The organism is Flavobacterium sp. CFS9, assembly GCF_041154745.1.
Lineage (GTDB): Bacteria > Bacteroidota > Bacteroidia > Flavobacteriales > Flavobacteriaceae > Flavobacterium.
In genome coordinates this window covers 4,985,166-5,004,505 of sequence record NZ_AP031573.1, presented here as the reverse complement: position 1 = coordinate 5,004,505, position 19,340 = coordinate 4,985,166, and the positions used below count along the sequence as shown (strand labels likewise).

Annotated in this window: 9 protein-coding genes; 8 read left to right on the top strand and 1 reads right to left on the bottom strand. The window is 37.3% G+C overall.

Translation table 11 applies throughout. From position 1 onward, the window contains the following. The first annotated feature begins 65 nt into the window (after positions 1–65). Together ACAM30_RS20625 and ACAM30_RS20620 are read left to right on the top strand one after the other, a co-directional pair. Positions 66–2,678, top strand: a complete 2,613-nt coding sequence (locus tag ACAM30_RS20625; protein ID WP_369616393.1) for a carboxypeptidase-like regulatory domain-containing protein — start codon at positions 66–68, stop codon at positions 2,676–2,678. A 5-nt stretch (positions 2,679–2,683) separates the two neighbouring features. Then, on the top strand, positions 2,684–3,553 hold the full coding sequence (locus ACAM30_RS20620) for a DUF4249 domain-containing protein (RefSeq protein ID WP_369616392.1): 870 nt from the start codon (positions 2,684–2,686) through the stop codon (positions 3,551–3,553). Between the two features lie 478 nt (positions 3,554–4,031). Here the strand turns inward: ACAM30_RS20620 and ACAM30_RS20615 are convergent, their stop codons facing one another. Further along, a complete protein-coding gene (locus tag ACAM30_RS20615; protein WP_369616391.1) occupies positions 4,032–4,820 on the bottom strand; it encodes a hypothetical protein in 789 nt (262 codons plus the stop codon). Between the two features lie 427 nt (positions 4,821–5,247). On the opposite strand from ACAM30_RS20615, the gene ACAM30_RS20610 reads away from it, so the two are divergent. The 6 genes from ACAM30_RS20610 (at position 5,248) to ACAM30_RS20585 (ending at position 19,340) form a co-directional block, all read left to right on the top strand. Then, positions 5,248–5,883, top strand: coding sequence for a hypothetical protein (locus tag ACAM30_RS20610; protein WP_369616390.1), 636 nt, complete (start codon positions 5,248–5,250; stop codon positions 5,881–5,883). 216 nt (positions 5,884–6,099) lie between these two features. Beyond that, on the top strand, positions 6,100–6,549 hold the full coding sequence (locus ACAM30_RS20605; protein WP_017495730.1) for a hypothetical protein: 450 nt from the start codon (positions 6,100–6,102) through the stop codon (positions 6,547–6,549). Positions 6,550–6,715: 166 nt separating this feature from the next. After that, the gene (locus ACAM30_RS20600; RefSeq protein WP_369616389.1) at positions 6,716–8,266 is read left to right on the top strand and encodes a peroxidase, FMP-type; all 1,551 of its coding nucleotides are present in this window, start codon (positions 6,716–6,718) and stop codon (positions 8,264–8,266) included. 413 nt (positions 8,267–8,679) lie between these two features. Then, on the top strand, positions 8,680–10,344 hold the full coding sequence (locus tag ACAM30_RS20595) for a T9SS type A sorting domain-containing protein (protein WP_369616388.1): 1,665 nt from the start codon (positions 8,680–8,682) through the stop codon (positions 10,342–10,344). Positions 10,345–10,400: 56 nt separating this feature from the next. Beyond that, positions 10,401–15,581: a DUF5977 domain-containing protein gene (locus tag ACAM30_RS20590; RefSeq protein WP_369616387.1), complete on the top strand. Its 5,181-nt coding sequence runs from the start codon at positions 10,401–10,403 to the stop codon at positions 15,579–15,581. 48 nt (positions 15,582–15,629) lie between these two features. Next, positions 15,630–19,340 carry a DUF6443 domain-containing protein gene (locus ACAM30_RS20585; protein WP_369616386.1) on the top strand — a complete coding sequence of 1,237 codons (3,711 nt, stop codon included), beginning with the start codon at positions 15,630–15,632 and terminating at the stop codon, positions 19,338–19,340.

Here is a 19,340-nt window from a genome sequence, read left to right as displayed (position 1 = left end):
ATCCTCCTCATGATCAGGATAGCAGGAAACTATCTCATTTAATAATTTCAAAAATACAAAATTTCATGAAGCATATAATTTCAGCGTGCTTTTTTTTATTCAGCTGGGGAGTGTTTTCTCAAAACGTTACCATAACTGTTGATAAATCAGTAACACTAAAAGAATTCTTTAAACAAATTGAAAGCCAGAGTGATTTCAAATTTGCCCATACAGATCAAATCAATACCAGTCAAAAGTATTTCACCGAAACAAAGACGTATAAAAACATCAGCATAAAAGAATTGGTTAATGAGCTTAATAAAAGTGCAGCGGTGCAGTTTTCTATCGTTGGCAATAATATTTTTGTAAAGCAAAAGGCAACCAAAGCACCTAAAAAAAAAAATAAACTGAGCGGTCAGGTTTTTGACGAGAATAAGCAGCCGGTTATTGGAGCAAATATTTTCATCAAAGAACTTTCTACCGGTGCTACAACTGACGCAGAAGGGAAATTCTCTATAACACTGGACAAAGGAAATTACACGGTATCGATCAGCTATCTGGGTTTGAAAAACACTGAAAAACAAATTGTAATTTCAGACGATTCAAAAATCAATTTTTATATGGATTCAGACAGTCACGAGCTGGAGCAGGTAGTAGTAACCACCAATAAGGCTGCTGATGTTAAAAATACTCAAATGAGTGTAAACAAACTTTCGATGGCCGAGATCAAACGAATTCCTGTGGCTATGGGAGAAGCAGATCCTTTAAAATCGATATTGACATTACCCGGAGTGACCAACGCCGGAGAACTTTCATCGGGTTTTAATGTCCGCGGTGGTGCAGCCGATCAGAACCTGATTTTGGTAGATGGAGGTCCGGTTTATGCTGATTCTCATATGTTTGGTTTTTTCTCGATTTTCAATCCTGATATTGTAAGTGGATTAGATTTATATAAAGGAGGAATTCCTTCTAAATATGGTGGACGTGTTTCTTCTGTTCTGGATATCACACAACAAACGGGCGATTTTGAAAACTACAAAGTTAACGGAGGTATTGGTTTGATCTCAAGTCGTTTGTTGGTACAAGGACCTATTCAAAAAGAAAAAGGATCTTTTATTGTTGCAGGACGTGCGTCGTATGCCCATTTATTCATGAAACTGGCTGATAGTAAAAATTCTGTTATGTTTTATGATTTGAATGCTAAGTTCAATTATCGTTTAGGAGCCAATAATACACTGTCTTTTTCAGGGTATTTTGGAAACGACCTTTTTGATCTGAATAACCTTTTTAACAGCACTTATGGAAATACAATGGGGATTTTAAGCTGGAAACATAAGTTTTCGGAGAATTTAAATACCAACTTATCCGTTTACTTCAGTGATTATAAGTTTAATCTGGATCTGGATAGAGAAGGTTTTAAATGGAACAATAACATTCAGACTTATGGACTTAAATATGGGTGGAGCCAGACTGTATCAGAAAAATTAAAGTTGAATTACGGAATAGACGGTCAGTATTACGATTTTAATCCCGGAACCGTAAAGCCTACGAACAGTACTTCACAGTTTAATTACAAACAACTGGATAAAAAGTATGCTTTTGAATCTTCTGTTTATCTGGATTTTGAACATCAGATTACCGAAAAACTGAACCTTCGCTACGGGTTTCGTTACAGTATGTTTTACCGTTTAGGAGGGGAAGAAATCAATACCTATGAAGGAGGGAAAGCAGTAGTTTACAATCCGTTGTATAAAATTTATGAAGAAGGAACTCCAACGGGAAGTATAACTTATAAAAGAGGAGAAACCATCAGTAAGTTTGATAATTTCGAACCGCGTGCTGCCGTATCGTATGCTTTTAATGAGACTACTTCAGTAAAAGCGAGTTACAACCGAATGGCGCAGTATATTCACATGTTATCGAATACGCAGTTTCCTTTGCCAACAACGATTTGGACACCAAGCGGCCCTTTTACCAAACCGCAGTTGTTGGATCAGTATGCCGTAGGTTATTTTCAGAATTTTAAAGACAATGAATACTCTTTCGAAGGAGAGTTGTTCTATAAAAAAATCAAAAATCGTATTGATTATATTGATGGAGCCGATATTTTGGCCAATAACAACATAGAGCAGGTGATTTTGAACGGTAAAGCAAGATCATACGGTATGGAATTAATGCTGCGAAAAAATACAGGACCATTTACAGGCTGGGTTTCGTATACTTTATCAAGAGCCGAACAAAAAACACCCGGCAGAACACCCGAAGAGCCAGGAATTGCAAATGGTAAGTGGTATTTATCAGGGTATGATAAACTACACAATTTGAGTATTGTGGGGAACTATGAATACAATAAAAAGTGGTCTTTTAATGCAAATTTCAGTTTGCAGTCAGGTCAGCCGGTAACGTATGCAAATGGGTATTATGAGTTTGGAGGTATTAATGTTCCAAACTTCTCCTTAAGGAATGAAAACAGATTGCCGCTTTTCCATCATTTGGATGTGGCAGCTACTTATACGCCAAAACCGGACAAAAAGAAGGGATGGCAGAGCTATTGGGTATTTAGTCTTTATAATATTTACAACCGAAAAAATGCGGCTGCGATGACTTTTGCAACAAATGAAGATTCGGGAATGAATGAGACTAAAAGACTTTCTATTTTCGGGATAGTACCTGGAGTTTCTTATAATTTTAAATTTTAATGAATATGCAAAGGATTGATATAAAAACGATAAAAAAGAAAACACTAGCTGTTTTGAGTCTTGTTTTGGTACTGTTTTTCTCTTCTTGTGATGACGTGGTAAAACTTGATTTAGAAACCGGTGAAACAAGAATAGTAGTAGACGCTGAAATTATCTGGAAAAAAGGAACATCCGGTAATGAGCAGATAATCAAGGTGAGTAAAACGGCCCCTTATTACGATAACAAAACGCCAAAAGTTTCGGGAGCAAAAGTAAAAGTGACCAATAGTAAAGGAGATGTTTTTACTTTTAATGAAACTGAACCGGGATCTTATGTATGTACTAATTTTGTGCCCGTGATCAATATGGATTATGTACTTTCTGTTGAGGCAGAAGGGCAGACTTTCACGGCTGCCGAAAAGTTGATCTCAGTGACGCCTATTGACAGAATAGAGCAGAAGCGAGTTCCGGATGTTGCCGGAGATGATTTGTATGAGATATCATTTTATTTTAAAGATCCGGCAGATCAGGTGAACTTTTACCTTACAGATTATAAAAGTAGTATTCTTCGTCTTCCATCCTATACGTTGTTCGATGATGAATTATTTAATGGAAATGAAATATATCCGCGATTTTCAGATCCTGATTTGAAACCCGGAATAAGTCTTTCGATTATAAACCGTGGTATTTCCAAGAATTTTTACAACTATATGAGACTTATCTTAGAAATATCCGGAGGAAGCCCTTTTTCTATTCCTCCCGAAAATATCAGGGGTAATATCGTAAACACTACGAATGCCAATAATTTTGCCTTTGGTTATTTCAGGCTTTGCGAAGCAGATACTGCTACTTATGTGGTAAAAGAGAATGATAATATTACCTATTTGGTAAAGTAAAATTTTAATTGAAGGTTGATTTGTGACTACATCTGGCATATAAATAGTTATGTCAGATGTTTTTTTTGCGGTTAGTTTTAGATGAAGATAAAAAAAGGAGCTGTTTCAAAAGTAATTCATCTCTAAATTTTTGTGTAGATTAAAAATCTCTATCTAAAGAAATTCTATAACTGCTCCGGAGGAGCAAAATAGGTATAGCAATATAGTTATAGCAATTGTAATTTTCCGTTATCAAAAAGCTCCGGAGGAGCGATATATTTGTAGCAATTGCAGCGAACAATAGTGTTACGTAGTTTTTTATAGTTTTTTTCGAAGATAAAATGAACAAGTTATGTGTTGTCATAACCGTTTTTCGACAAAAGTTAGTTTAGAAATGGAAGGTTTTAAGAAACAAGAATATTTTGAAAAAACATTCGGAATCATAGTCGTATTTTAAAAAGTAAAACCTAAAACAGATCTATTAAATTTGTCTGACCGTTTAAAATCTTCTCGGATCTCCTTTTAAATAAGTTTTGCTAAATTTAAAATATTCGGTTGAAGTTCTTTCTCCCGCTTTTCCGTCAATTCTAAGAACACTTCCGGCACTATTAAGGAGTTTTTGGAGCTCGGTAGCTTCGTTTGTAACCTTTCCGGAATAGTACATCGTTTTATTTCCCTGCGCGATGATTTGTTCTACAATATGAGTGTTAGGCAGTGTAATTAAATGCTGTTCCATCATACGGCGCAGTAAAACAGCGGCACCGCATTGTTTTGAAACCGCATTTGGATCGTATTTACCGTCCTGAACATATTTACCTTTAGTGTACTGATTCGAATAACTCCATAAGTAAGGAGAGTTAATTCCCTGTTTGTAATACCCTAATCCGTTAAACAGTTCAAGTCTGTAAAGAATTCCGGCAATGCTCCAGTCCGTCCATGAATTTAGCTTGTCGTAAATTAAGGCATCTTTGGCGCTTGCTTCCCATGTAAATGGAGGTTTTCCGGTTATCGGACGACCCGCAGGAACGTGAGTTGTATAATTATTTAGTGTGTCGCCATTGTGCAAATGAGTAGTAAAGTTCAGACTTCCTTCCATACAATGTATAATAGAAATCATGTACCACGGAATATTTAAAGGATCGCCAACAGATTGATATCTGCTTTTGCTTGAAACTATTTTGGCTACCAATGTATCAATTTCAGGATATTTAGCTTCTTTTATGATACAGGATGCAAACAACTTTTCATAATTGCTTTTTTTGTCAGGAGGTACTACTGTTGTTGCCATAATTATAGTTTGTTAGTGTTGAGTTCTATTCAACTGATTAGTTAGATTTAGCTATTATAAAGTTAGTTAAAAAATGCTATTTTTGTTTTAATGTGTTTAAAAACAGGTGTTTATACTTGTGTACGAAAAAATGGCGAGAATTATTTTTGATAAAAAACTAAGAGAAGTATTTGCAATTGGAAAAAAGAACCGGTTTAGAGTTAAAGTCCATCAGAAGCTAAAAACAGGTCTGCTTCATTTTTTAGAAAACAGAAAAGTTTCAAGTTAATGCAATCGTAACCCTTTCAAATGGATTTACTTAGAGTATTCGCAACAATTTTTGATAAAAACTGAGAAGTAAAAAACAATTTTACGTTGATTTTTATAGATTTGTAGAATCAATATATGCCCAAAAATGAATTGGGATTAATTATAAAATACTAAGACAATGAAAGCTGTTACTTCACTATTTTTATTTTTAATATTTGCCTGTTCAAATTCTTATTCACAGTTAAGCTCAGATAAAATATTCGAAAGTTTTAAACAGGGAGAACGGACCAATTGTTCGTCGATTGCCTTTATTAAGGCTTCTTTAAATGTCTATGGATTAGACAATCTTTTTGAAAACGAAAAGACAGGTGATAACATTCATAAAATCACTTTAAAAAATAATGCATCATTCAATCTGCAAGAGGACGAAATCAGTAAAGCTAAAATATCTGCCGGTTTCATCTATATCAAAGACAATCCCGAAAGTGAGCAAATTACCGATTACGCCATACTAACCTATGCCGTAATGGCTAAGTATAAGCAAATTATTGATAAGGTCGATACTTTTGAGAAAGCATTAGAAGACTTAGAAGATGGTTCAGTATATACTCCTACCATTTATAAATATTTAGGATTCAAAGAAGGCAAACAAGTACTGAAGTTAAAACGACAATCCGGAAGTGAATACTGCGGAGTTGTGGCGTGGTCTACTGCACATGCCGTTTTTGTTTGTGAAGATTTTATGGACTACTACGGTAATAAAAAAAGCATCTGGATCAAGTATCCGGGACGTTTCAGAGTTATCAAATCGTAAGCCGAAGTAAGGATTTACTTTGAAATAGCAGGATTTCTGTAAAAAACGAACCATCACTTAATTCCTGAAATGTGCTCTCCAGTACCTCAGAATTGTCTTATAGATTGACATAAAATAAAATGTTAATTTTTTTTAAAAAAAAGGAATCATTAAAGTTGCGGCTTAAGTTAATTTGTATACTTTTGTGTTCCTCAAACAACCAATTACATTAGTAAAATGAAAAGTAAAATAATTCTAGTAAGTTTCTTTTTCTTTTTTGCAACTGGAGCTATTTCGGCACAGGCAAAAAATGCTCCAAGAAGTATAATCAGTACAACAGCTATTATCCGCAAATACCATGATCAAAAAGAATTGAGCGGTATGCAAAAAGGAGAGCTTTTGGAATTGTACATCGAGCGTATTAAAGTTTTAGTAAAAACACTTCCTTATATCGCTTTGGTTACAAAACCTGGTGTTACTATGGCAGATTTAGGTATTCCGGACGATAGTGAGCACAAAAAAGTGTTAGACGGTCAGGCAGAAGGAACAACAGTATTTTTAGATACTACTGTAGAGTTTCAAAGAAAAATGATGCCTTACTCTGATAAAGGAAATTTAATTGCTGCAATCTTATTCTACGAAAGCACATTGAAATCATTACACGAGTTCAATGATATCATGAACTAAAATTATCAGGATTTATTCCTAAAAAATAGAAACCTCCAAAGTCATTTGATTTTGGAGGTTTTTTTTGGTTTTTACACTATAAAACGGGTATTAATACTGGTACGTAATCACCATAAATTGGGTTACTTTGGATACACAAGTTATTAACGCTAAAAAATAGTTTACCATGTTAAAACGTAAAAACCTTGAAGAAGGTGGAGATTTAAATCAGCTGACCACTGGTTTTGCTCAACAGGCAAATGAAGCCTTATTTGAAGCAGTCCAGGAAGAGAAAGGAGTGTTGCATCAATTGATGTTCGGGTATCAAAAAGTTCAGATTGAAGATCCAATCAGACCTTTTTATGAAGAAGACCTTCAGAAAATTGTAAAAAATGTAGATTATGGCATTTTACAGGTATTAGAAGGTACCTGGGTTAGTTACAACAACAATGACAGTGACGATCAGAGCCAGAGAAAAATGATTGGCAGTGGTATACACACTACCATCATGCCTTCACCGGGTACCAACGCAGGCACTATTCCAGGAAAATACAGTTTCGAGTGCGAGGAGTATATCGAAAAACTTACTTTTAATCTGGTACCGGGAGGTGTTCGAAACCGTGGCGGTGCAAATGAGCAATTTTGCGGAGCGGTGAAGTACGAACAAAGCATTAAAAGTGTAAACCGTGTAGCAGGTCAGGATGCTTTGCAATATACTCCAATTCATGAGGAGAATGGAATGTACTTGTGGCTGAGTGATATCTTTAACTATGCGGCAACTGAAAAAACAATTAAAGATGACCGTGGTATTCATGCCGTATCACCCAGCAATCCAAATAAAGATTTATACAAAAGCGGTTATCAGGATGAAACTCTGTTTTTGATCAAGAACGATCAGGGAGAGAAAGAATATGTAACACAGGAAAACTTAAACGGAAGAAAATACTACGAGATTATTGCTGCAAAAGAACTAAAAGTTGGAGCAGGGCAAACCGGAGCTTATTTTATACCCGATTATTCTATTTCGAGAAGCGGGGTAATTCCGCATGGAAGTACCATTACATTACTGGGAGATTTAAAGCGTGGTAAATCAGGTTATTTGATTAAAGGTGCACCACAGTATCCGGAAGGATTCGCAGACTGGGACTATAAACATCTTTCCATTTCGCAAACAATGGGAGGAGCAGATTCGAGTAATGAGCCCATAAATCTGGATGCACCTCCACCGCCTTGGGTATTTGAGACACTGGATGATAAAAACGATGAAGGTGAGAATAAAATCTACACCCAGAGAATATTAGCTCATCCTTTATATCCGTATTCAGTACGACCAGATTTACGTCTTCGTGATACGCTGAAAAGCGATGTGTTAAAAAACCATGTACTGATTGAAATGTCATCTAAGAATAAAACCGGAGCACAGGGAGGAATATTAAATGTTCCGTTTGTCAATCGTTTTGTGCCTACAGTCGAAATGAACATGAGAATGTGGATTGAAACCGTTGTCGAAAACGAAAAGGAAATCCTTCAGCTGCAATACGAACAAGTCATATTTTTCGAGTTTGATTTTGGAGATGACGGAGGCACAACAAGCTGGCCGCACATACAAGTTAATACACTCCGTAAAATGGAAGACGTATCAGCCGATCAGAAACGATTAATAGAAGAACAATTCCCGGGAACGTATAAAAATGGATCTTCCGGAGACGCTTCGGGCTGTCCGCATCATAAAGAATAAATTGAATCTAATTTCGACATGAAGGAAATGCATTAAGCATATACAGTCGATTTACAAGATAGCGTAGTGCCGCAGAGCGTTAAGGTTTATAAAGTGCAGTGATTTTTTAATCATTGCACTTTTTTTGTAGAATAAAATGATCTTAAAGGACTATAAAATTTTCCTGTTGTTTTGAACTTCGAATTTAACTCGTAAAATTTTTCTTGTTAGATTACCGGGTATTACCTGGTTGTGCATATTTATTGCATTATGCTGTCAGATATCGGTTTTGTTGAGAATAGTTAGGTTTATTGGGATAAATTTTGCACAAAAATCAGTGCAATGTGGAAAGCCGTAAAGATTGTAATCAATAGAGTATTAGTTTTGGCCCAGTAATACAATGTTTGAAAAGACTAAACCAGAATAGAATATTTATGAAAAAACGTTACCTGTTACTTTTTTTGATCTTCCCCTTCTTTATGTATTCTCAGGACATCCTCTGGGAAAAATCATATGGGGGGCAGCACGCTGATTATTTGTTTGATGCACAGCCTACGGCCGATTACGGTTTTATTCTCGCGGGCAGCTCTCTGTCAAATAAAACCGGAAATAAAGACGATGATAATCATGGGGATCTGGATTACTGGATCTGGAAAATGAGTGAAAAAGGAGATCTGGTCTGGCAGAAAAGCATAGGCGGAAGCGGATTTGATTTACTGCAGAGCATTAAAAACACCAGAGACGGAGGTTTTATTCTGGCAGGAACTTCAGATTCGGGAAGAGGTTTTCAAAAGAATGAAAAATGCAAAGGACTTACTGACTTTTGGGTCATCAAATTAGATGCTTCGGGCAGTGAACAATGGCAAAGAACCATTGGCGGTAAAGGAAAAGACGAACTCTTATGCGCTTTTCAAACCAAAGACGGAGGTTATATGTTAGGAGGATCTTCGAGTTCCGATTATTCAGGGAATGTACTTACCGGGACAAACGGAACCCCTCAGGCAACCAAAAAAGCAGATCAGTTTAACAAATCAGAGAAATGCCGAGGTAATATGGACTACTGGATTGTTAAACTGGACAAACAGGGCGATGTCGAATGGCAAAAGACTTACGGAGGAGCCTATACCGATGTGTTGAGGAGTATGGAGCAAACCACAGATAATGGATACATACTGGCAGGTTATTCCAACTCGCCTGTTTCAGGGGATAAAACCGAGAACAATAAAGGAATTGGAGATTTTTGGGTTCTTAAAATAAATGATACAGGAGAAATCCAATGGCAAAGTACTTATGGAGCCGAAGGAGACGATCAGCCTTATGTCATTCACCAGACAGCTGATGGCGGTTATATTGCCGGAGGAAATTCCAACAGTAAAAATGCGTTAACCACTATGGGCGGTATAGTCGGAAACGGAACCGATTACTGGATACTGAAACTCGATAAAGACGGAGGGGTGGTATGGAGCAAAACCTATGACTTTGGAAAAACAGACATCCTGACCTCTCTGGTAGAAAATAAAGATCAAAGCTATCTCATAGGCGGTTATGCACAAAGCGAAAGCAGGCGCCCGCGTGAAGGGATCGTTGCCAAAGCACTTAACTCCGTCAGTAAAGAAAAAGAAGGCATCAACGATTATATTGCGATGAAAATTGACGATAAAGGAGAAGAAATCTGGAACAAAACCGTAGGCAGTGCCGGAGAAGATATCCTTAGGAAGTTAATCGAGACCAGAGACGGAGGCTATCTGATGGCAGGAACCTCCAATTCGGCCGCATCGAGAGATAAAAACGGCAGTATGGGAGGCAATGATTTTTGGGTAGTAAAGCTCAAAGACAAAACAAAAGTAGATAAAGTAAAGTCTAGTATCGAAGCCATTCCGAATCCTGCATCCACTTACACCAATGTGATTATAGGGTACGATTTTAAAGAAGGTACTGCTACTGTGATCGATATCACCGGACGTACTTTACAGGAATTTGACATCAACAGCAGAACCGTACCGGTCAATTTGAGCGGATACTCAGAAGGAATCTACATTATTAAAATCAGAACCGATGTGAAAACGGAATCTGTAAAAGTGATTAAATCTGTTAATTAAAAAACACAAGGAAATAATTTGTTTAACTGCCAGTGTCAGTTTAATAGTTTAAAATTATGAAGAAAGTAATAACCCGATTTTTGTTAATTTTTGTTTTTTGGAATGCGGCTTATAGCCAGCAAAGTACCTTAAATCCCGATTTGTTAACGTTTCCGGTTTCTCCTGAAGCGGCACGATTGGGAACCTTTGGAGAAATACCTGTAAATCTATTTTATGGTAGATTGCAAAAAAATATTGAACTTTTTACCGGAAATGTAGGAGAACTTAGTCTGCCTATTCAATTGAGTTACAATTATAGCGGAAACCGATTAGAAGAAACACCATCGATAATGGGATTGGGGTGGCAATTAAGTGTGGGAGGTGTCGTGAGCAGAGAAGTAAGAGGTTTACCGGACGAACATCCAAGAGGATTTAATAATGCAGCGACGAAACAAATCATAAACAATTACATTAATAATGATGTGATTATGGATCACGAAGCCAATAAAATGGCTTCAAACTTTTATGACGGAGAGGCCGATAAATACAATGTAAGTGTAAATGGGATTCGTTTTTCGTTTAAAATCGGCATAGACGGAACCCCGGCTTTTTTATCAAAACATGACAATAAAATTCAAATACTAAGAAATGCAAACAATGATCAAATTATTGAAGGCTTCATTTTAACAGATGCCAGTGCAAATCAGTATTTTTTTGAACAGAAGGAGGTCAATACGCCTTTTAGGGGATACAATGCTTTTCTTGAGGAAGGTCTTCCGACTTATACCTCAAGTTGGCAATTATCAAAGATTATTGTAAATAATGGCGAGCAAATCAACTTTGTTTACGATGACAATGACTTTATGACTTACAATTTTTATGCAAGTCTTCAAATTAAAAAACGTACTCCTCCTGTGGCTGATGTAAACAACCAAGGGTGTACTAACGACATTATAAAAAGAAAGATTTTAAAATCGATTGATACTAAAAATTTTAAGATTAGTTTCAATTATATAAAATTGAACAATTATGAAGTTTACAATAAAATCATTGTAAAAGATATGAATGATAAAACGGTAAGTTCTTACAGTTTTAGTTATTCAGGCAGGAGAAATGTACTGGACAATATTATTAAAAATAACATATTCTTTCACGGTTTTGACTATTATAATGCAGACCTACCGGATTTTGCTAATACTATTTACGATTATCCTAACAATTTGGATTATTGGGGATTTTCCAACGGAGCAAATAACAATACTCCTTTTTTAGTGGAGGGAACAAACTATAATGCGAATAAAAAGCCCAATTTTTTCGAAACCCAAAAGGGCGCTTTGAAAACGATTTATTATCCAACAGGAGGAAGAACTGAGGTACAGTATGAGCAAAATTTAGCGATTAAAAACGAGAGTTCGAATAACGAACCCAATGTTGGGATTAAATTACAGTTTAAATCCGATTTTTCAGAAAATGCCAATCCTGTTAAAGAAAGTGTTTTTACTAAAACTTTTGATAGTAATGTCGTAGCAACCTTAAGTCATTATATTGGGAACGTAAATTTTATAGATATGAGTATTCGCAGGACTTCTGCAGAGCTACCAGTTGGTTTTGATCCGACTACGCCTTATTATACATTAGTTCCCAGAACCCGTACACAAGAGGGGAAAGACATCCCGATTGTATCTTTGCAATTAAACGAATTGTCACAAATTGATAGCAATTGTTTGAGTTTTAATAATTGTGCAGTAACTAAGGACAGCAGTGGTAAGTTTATTATTCCGGCTGGGACCTATGAATTTAAAATTCGAACGGACTACAATAGAACACAAAATCTGGAGGCAGAAATAAACTTAAATTTTTATGATGCTGTTGTTGCACAACACACCAGCGATGGAGGTACTGTTCCTGTAGGGGGGATAAGAGTGAGTTCAACAACAGACTATCCCGCCATAGGGGAACCCGTGACAAAATACTATGATTATACAGATACTGCCGGATTAGGAAGTGGAATTCAGTTTAACGGCAATGTTGATTTATTTACCACTTATGCATCAAAAGAGACGGCGCCAACTAGGACAGATATCCAGTTCCCTTATGCAGAAATTCCCCTAAATGAAAATGTTTTAAATGCAAGTTCAAGACCTTATAATCTTGGCATGAATAACAGTTCTCCGGTGGGATATCTTTCTGTAAAAGAGTGTGTAGTAAAAATTAAAAGTTTAATACCCGAAAAGTTTTTATGCAGCAATTGCGGCGGAAATTTTGGATCGGCTGCAAATAATACTGTTTCCTATACTTATTTACCCGGAGCTGGAAGTTATGGGGTTAAGAAAATGATTTACCCTCAAGGGTACAAAATGACGCAGTTTAATACGCCGTCAATAATATCGACCACTTTTCCCTCTCAGCCGGCAGGACAGGATTTGTCTGTAGGTTCTGAAAAAAGTAAATTAATCTATTCCAATAATACGATTACCACAACCGGTAAAAAACTTTCTGAAGAAACCAATCTCTATTTTGATACTGGCATAAACTTAGATCGTGCGCCATTGACGATCCTAAATAATCCTAATTATCCTAAAAGTTTAAAAATTGATTCTAAGGTGGCTAAGAGTGCCAATCAAGAGATTGGACCAGGACATACAGTTAAAGATTTTTACTATTTTAATGTATACAAAGAGTTTGATAGTGATAAATTTATTTACAACAAAAAAACAACGGAATATTATAAAGATGAGCCTGTAGACCGAGCGGTTGAAATAGAATATAATGATCATTATAAGCAAAAAAAGGTCACAACTACATATGATACTAAGACTAAAGTAGTAAATGAAATCTTCTATCCTTATGATTTTGCGGATGCTGTTTCTCAGGCTATGGTCAATAAAAATTTTGTTTCACCGGTAGTGCAAATCGTAAACAAGAAAAACGGAGAAGTAAGCGACTCTTATAAATATGAATTTAAGTCTGTTTTAAGTAATTTATTTAAGCCCGTATCTTTTTCAAAAGGAATAAATGTCAATCCTGTAGAAAAGAGAAAATTTTATGGTTATGACTTAAGTGGAAATGTGAATTTTATAGGGTCCGTAACTACAGACAATACAACTCCCGCTTTGATGACGACAGATGCTAATATAACGGTAGTGTGGGGGTATAACAGAAGTCAGGTGGTGGCAAAAATAGAGAGCATCAAACCTGTTGTTATTCCTGCCAATTTAATTACAGCCATAGAAAATGCATCCTCCAGGACAGGAAATGAAGCTTCTTTAATAACAGCACTAAGTGCATTGCGTAATGATTCGGCACTGGACAAAAGTATGGTAACGACCTACACTTATATGCCTTTAATAGGAATAAGCAGCATGACCGATCCAAAGGGATTGGTAAGTTATTATGAGTATGATGAACTTAACAGATTAAAATCGGTCAGGGATAAGGATAAAAACATTTTACAAGTATATCGTTACAATTATAAAGGGCAGATTATCTATGAAAACACGAGACAGAGCCAAGTATTTACAAAAAATGACTGTCCTGTTGGAGGTAGTAGTTCACCAATAGAATATGTAGTAGCTGCCGGGGTATATACTTCAACGATTTCACAGGAAGATGCCAATAGAAAAGCATTGGCAGATATAAATGCAAACGGACAGGCCAATGCTAATAGCAAAGGAGAGTGCACGTACAGAAGTATTGCCCGAAGCGGTTTGTTCAGAAAAACTAATTGTCCGGCTGGTGGTGTCGGATCAGATGTGTTTTTTAGTCAGGCTGAAGGCGCGGAAACCTCAACAATTTCTCAGGCCCATGCCGATTCAAAAGGACTAGGCTTATTCAATACAAACGGTCAGATCAACGCCAATGCTAAAGGATATTGTACATTTAAAAGTATTGCTCTAAGCGGATCCTTTACCAAAGATAATTGTGATGCGGGTGGAGTAGGATCAACTGTACCTTTTAGTCAGGTGGCAGGAGCGGAGACTTCAGATATTTCTCAGGCTCATGCCGATTCAAAAGGACTGGCCTTATTCAATACAAACGGTCAGATCAATGCCAATAGTAAAGGAGAGTGTACGTACAGAAGTATTGCTTTAAGCGGTTCATTTACCAGAATTAATTGTGATACCGGTGGAGTAGGATCAAGTGTACCTTATAGCCAGGTTGAAGGTGCTAAAACTTCAACACTTTCACAAGCTGATGCAGATGCAAAAGGATTGGCTTTATTCAACGCAAAAGGTGAGGTTTATGCTAATACGAATGGGTATTGTACATTCAGCAGTATCGCCTTTAGCGGTTCCTTTACTAAGGATAATTGTGCTCCCGGTGGAGTAGGGTCAAGCGTGTTTTTTAGTCAGATCGCAGGTGCCGAAACTTCAACAGATTCACAAGCTCATGCTGATTCAAAAGGATTGACTTTATTTAATGCAAATGGTAGGACCAATGCCAATACTAATGGGTATTGTACTTTCGCCAATACTGAAAAAAGTGGTTCATTCACCAAAAATAATTGTCCGTCGGGTGGAGAGGGTTCAACAGAGGTCTACATCGTTCCTGCTGGAAGACACTTCTCGAGAGAGTCACAGGCAGCTGCAGATGATTTGGCACAACAGGATGTGAACAATAATGGACTGGCCAATGCTAATGCTAAAGGGTATTGCACCTTTTACAGTGCAGCCATTACTAAATCATATGCTAAAGACAATTGCCCTGCAGGCAGTGTAGGGTCTTCTTCAGATTATTCACTTCCGGCGGGACGAATTACATCGAGAGAGTCGCAGTTTGATGCAGATTACAGGGCTAATCAAAGATGTGATGTATTTGGTCAGGCCCATGCCAATAATAATGGGACTTGTCGTTTTTACAATACAGCCACCAGTGGCATTTTTACAAAAAATAATTGTCCCGCAGGTCAATGGGGTTCGGCTGTTACCTATACCGTGGCTGCTGGTACTCATTGGTCAGAATCATCACAGGCAGATGCCAATATGAAAGCCCAGAATGATGTGGCTCAAAACGGACAGAATTATGCCAATGCCAATGGGGTCTGTGGTTTTTATAATGAACAAAGAAGTGAGGATTTTATCCGAAACAATTGTGGAACAGGATCTATAGGATCAACAGTAACCTATACAGTTCCTTTTGGTACATACTTCTCTACTGCGAGCCAGAGGAATGCTAATTTTATGGCGTCTAGTGATATAAATACTAACGGTCAGAATTACGCCAATACCCATGGAACCTGTACGTATGACAATCACTAATGTAAAGTGAATATTTAGATTTATTTTTTAATGAGAAATTACAACCTAATGAAAAAATATATACCGCTGTTAATTTTAGTATTCCTTATCGGTTTTGGCGCAAAAGCCCAGACTTTTAGTGATGATAACTATATTTATACAGTAACGCCAAAGAAACCGGTTCAGACTGCAGGTCTAAATGCGCTGACCAAAGACGAGAAAAATCAAAGCATAACCTATTTTGACGGACTCGGACGTCCGGTACAAACCATTGCTATTGGTCAGGGAGAAGGTGGAAAAGATATCATTACTCCTGTGGAGTATGATGTTTTTGGAAGACAAGTCAAAGAATATTTGCCTTATGCTTCCCAGAACGGAGGGGATAATTATACCCGAATAGATCCTGCTGTTGCTATCAATGCGTTAACAGGTTTTTACGGTACCCAGACGTATGATAATACAGCTAATCCATTTTCTCAGAAAAAACTGGAAGCCTCTCCTCTGAACAGAGTATTAAGACAAGCAGCTCCAGGGGATGCTTGGGCTATGGATAGCGGACACGAAATCAAAATGGATTATCAGACCAACACTGCTGATGAAGTAAGATTATTTACAGCCACTGCAACCTGGGATGCGGGATTGGGACTGTTTAGCACTGCTTTTTCAGATGAGGGCAATTATGCAGCCAATCAATTGTATAAAACCATAACCTATGATGAAAATACAACAGCAAATCCAAGTGAATCATCAGGCTCCACAGTAGAATTTAAAAACAAAGAAGGGCAGGTCATCCTTAAAAGAACTTACAATTCAGGTGATAAACATGACACTTACTATGTTTATGACAGGTATGGCAATCTGAGCTATGTACTGCCGCCAAAAGTAACAGGTGTTGTTAGCAATGATGTTTTAAACGGCTTGTGTTATCAGTACAAATACGATCATCGCAATCGTCTGGTGGAAAAAAAACTACCCGGAAAACAATGGGAGTATATTGTCTATGACAAACTCGATCGTCCCGTCGCGACGGGGCCGGCTTTTTCGCCTTTTAAAGATGAAACCGCTGAAGGCTGGCTCATTACCAAATACGATGGTTTTGGCAGACCTGTTTATACAGGTTGGAGCGGTGTACCTCCGGGATCCGCCAATAGAAAATCGTTGCAGGATGAACAGAATACGGCTACTGTTCTGTATGAAAGCAGAGGCTATATAGGAACTATAGGCGACAATATAACGATATACTATAGCAATAATAATGCTCCGGTAAATTTTAAACTTTTAACGGTTACTTATTACGATGACTATGATTATCCTAATGCTCCGGTTAGACCTGCTTCTGTCGAAGATCAGGCTGTTTTAGATAATACCAAAGGTTTAGTGACCGGAAGCTGGACAAGAGCCCTGACTACCTCCTCAGAAACATTAGGAGAAACCACTACCACCTTTTACGATACCAAAGCCCGAGCTATAAGCACCCGAATTCAGAATCATCTGAGCGGTTACACTACTACCGATAGTAAACTTGATTTTACCGGAAAGGTGCTTTACAGTATTACCAAACACAAACGTAAGTCTGGAGATACGGAACTGACAGTAAAAGAAGAATTTACCTATTCGCCTCAGGATCGTTTGCTAACCCATACCCATCAGATCAATGGCGGAACCGTTGAAGTTTTAGCAAACAATAGTTATGATGATCTGGGGCAATTGATCGTTAAGAATGTAGGGAACAACGTAACAAGCCCTTTACAGAAAGTACATTACAGTTACAATATTAGAGGCTGGCTTACCGGAATCAACAATGTCGAAGAGCTACAGCAGGACACAGATCCTAAAGATCTGTTCGCTTTTAAAATAAATTATGACAAACAGCCGGGCAACTCACAGGTTCAAGCCTTGTATAACGGAAATATTTCAGAAACTACCTGGAAGACCAATACCGATGTGACCAAGCGCTCCTATGGGTATCAGTACGACAATCTGAACCGTTTGACCAGTGCCATTTATAGCAAACCCAATGATGCGATTCCGGCATCGGGCGCCTATAATGAAAGTTTGAGTTACGACAAAAACGGAAACATTACCTCCCTGCAGCGTTATGGGGCTAGTGATGCACCTTCGATAGTTTTCCAAATTGATGATTTGACTTATGGTTATTTGGATCAAAACTCGAATCAGTTAACGAAAGTAACCGACAGTCCAGCCGGAAATGACAACGAAGGTTTTAAGGACGGAAACAAAACCGGTGATGATTTTACTTATGATGCCAATGGCAATATGATTACCGATAAAAACAAAAGCATCACTGAGATTCAATACAATCAGCTCAATTTACCTAAGAAAATTACATTTGGAACAAGTGGGTCAATTGAGTATATTTACAACGCAGCGGGTCAAAAACTGGAGAAAATTGTTAGTGCGAACGAAACTGTCACGAAAACAGATTATCTGGATGGTTTTCAGTACAACTATGTCGACTATGGTGGTCCGGCACCTGAAGATCCGGGAGACACTGATCCTCCTATTGATGGTACCGACCCGGTAATCGATCCTCCAGTAGAGAATAATCGTTCCAGCTTAGCAGGTGAACAAAATGTTGTATCACGACCAACGTTGCAATTTTTTCCTACAGAGGGAGGGTATTATGATAATGTATATCAAAAATATGTTTATCATTATAGAGATCATTTGGGTAACGTAAGATTGAGTTATGATAGAAATCCTGTAAATAATGTTCTTAGAATTGTTGAAGAAAGTAACTATTATCCTTTTGGGCTGAAGCACAAAGGGTATAATATGGATAATCTGCAGCCTGATTATAAATATAAGTTCCAAGGTCAAGAGCGTCAAGATGAGCTATCATTGAACTGGGACAGCTTTAAGTATAGAAATTATGATATGACTATTGGTAGGTTTATGTCAATTGACCCACTAGCGGAAAACTACAGTTATCAATCTCCTTATAATTTTGCAGAAAATAAAGTAATTAGTCATCGTGAGCTTGAAGGACTAGAAGGAGCATGGTTTCAGGCAGTCTGGAATGCTCATGCTTATGCAAAACCAAATGGAGTTCCTGCTCATGTCAATGGAGTTGCAAGTGGACTGTATAATAGTGCTAAAGGATTGGTCAATGCAGTAACTCACCCTGTTAGTACTGTAAAAGGAATTGCAAATATGGCTGTTGCGGGAGCTGTGGGCAATAATCCATTATCTATGCTGAGAGTTGATAATGCAATTGGAACTAATTCTTTTGGGACATCACAGGCAGTTAGCAAATCTATTGATAAAGGAGTAAATAACCTTATTAATGGAAATGGACAGCAAAGGGGGGAAGTTATTGGCGAAATTGCTGGAGCTGTTATTGGAGCAAAAGGTATAAATGCTACGATTAACTCAATACAAAAAGCTTCAACTATGAGTACGCTAACTAATTCTGTTAATGCCACAGCAGCGGAGTTAGCAGCGTCTCGACAAACTCCTGCTACTGTCGTAGGTGCTGAATTAAATGGTCAAACAATGATTACTATTAGTGGAGCACCTCCATCAGTAATTGCACCTCAATTAGAGGGCATTGTTGAAAAATTAGGCGGTATAGGAACAAAAACAGCAACTGGAAATACTGTTGGATGTTGTTCAGAATTTCATGCAGGAAATAGTTTGTTAATAGATAATCCAAGTGCATTACCAAATCAAATTAATTTTACAAATGCAATTCGTCCACGAACAGGGCAAATTATAGATATGTGTGATAATTGTAAAGCGACTTTTGAAAAAAAATAA

Excerpts from the sequence above, each read along its gene's own strand:
- ACAM30_RS20595 (WP_369616388.1), top strand. The coding sequence starts at position 8,680 with ATGAAAAAACGTTACCTGTTACTTTTTTTGATCTTCCCCTTCTTTATG.
- ACAM30_RS20590 (WP_369616387.1), top strand. The coding sequence starts at position 10,401 with ATGAAGAAAGTAATAACCCGATTTTTGTTAATTTTTGTTTTTTGGAAT.
- ACAM30_RS20610 (WP_369616390.1), top strand. The coding sequence starts at position 5,248 with ATGAAAGCTGTTACTTCACTATTTTTATTTTTAATATTTGCCTGTTCA.
- ACAM30_RS20605 (WP_017495730.1), top strand. The coding sequence starts at position 6,100 with ATGAAAAGTAAAATAATTCTAGTAAGTTTCTTTTTCTTTTTTGCAACT.
- ACAM30_RS20625 (WP_369616393.1), top strand. The coding sequence starts at position 66 with ATGAAGCATATAATTTCAGCGTGCTTTTTTTTATTCAGCTGGGGAGTG.
- ACAM30_RS20585 (WP_369616386.1), top strand. The coding sequence starts at position 15,630 with ATGAAAAAATATATACCGCTGTTAATTTTAGTATTCCTTATCGGTTTT.
- ACAM30_RS20620 (WP_369616392.1), top strand. The coding sequence starts at position 2,684 with ATGCAAAGGATTGATATAAAAACGATAAAAAAGAAAACACTAGCTGTT.
- ACAM30_RS20615 (WP_369616391.1), bottom strand. The coding sequence starts at position 4,820 with ATGGCAACAACAGTAGTACCTCCTGACAAAAAAAGCAATTATGAAAAG.
- ACAM30_RS20600 (WP_369616389.1), top strand. The coding sequence starts at position 6,716 with ATGTTAAAACGTAAAAACCTTGAAGAAGGTGGAGATTTAAATCAGCTG.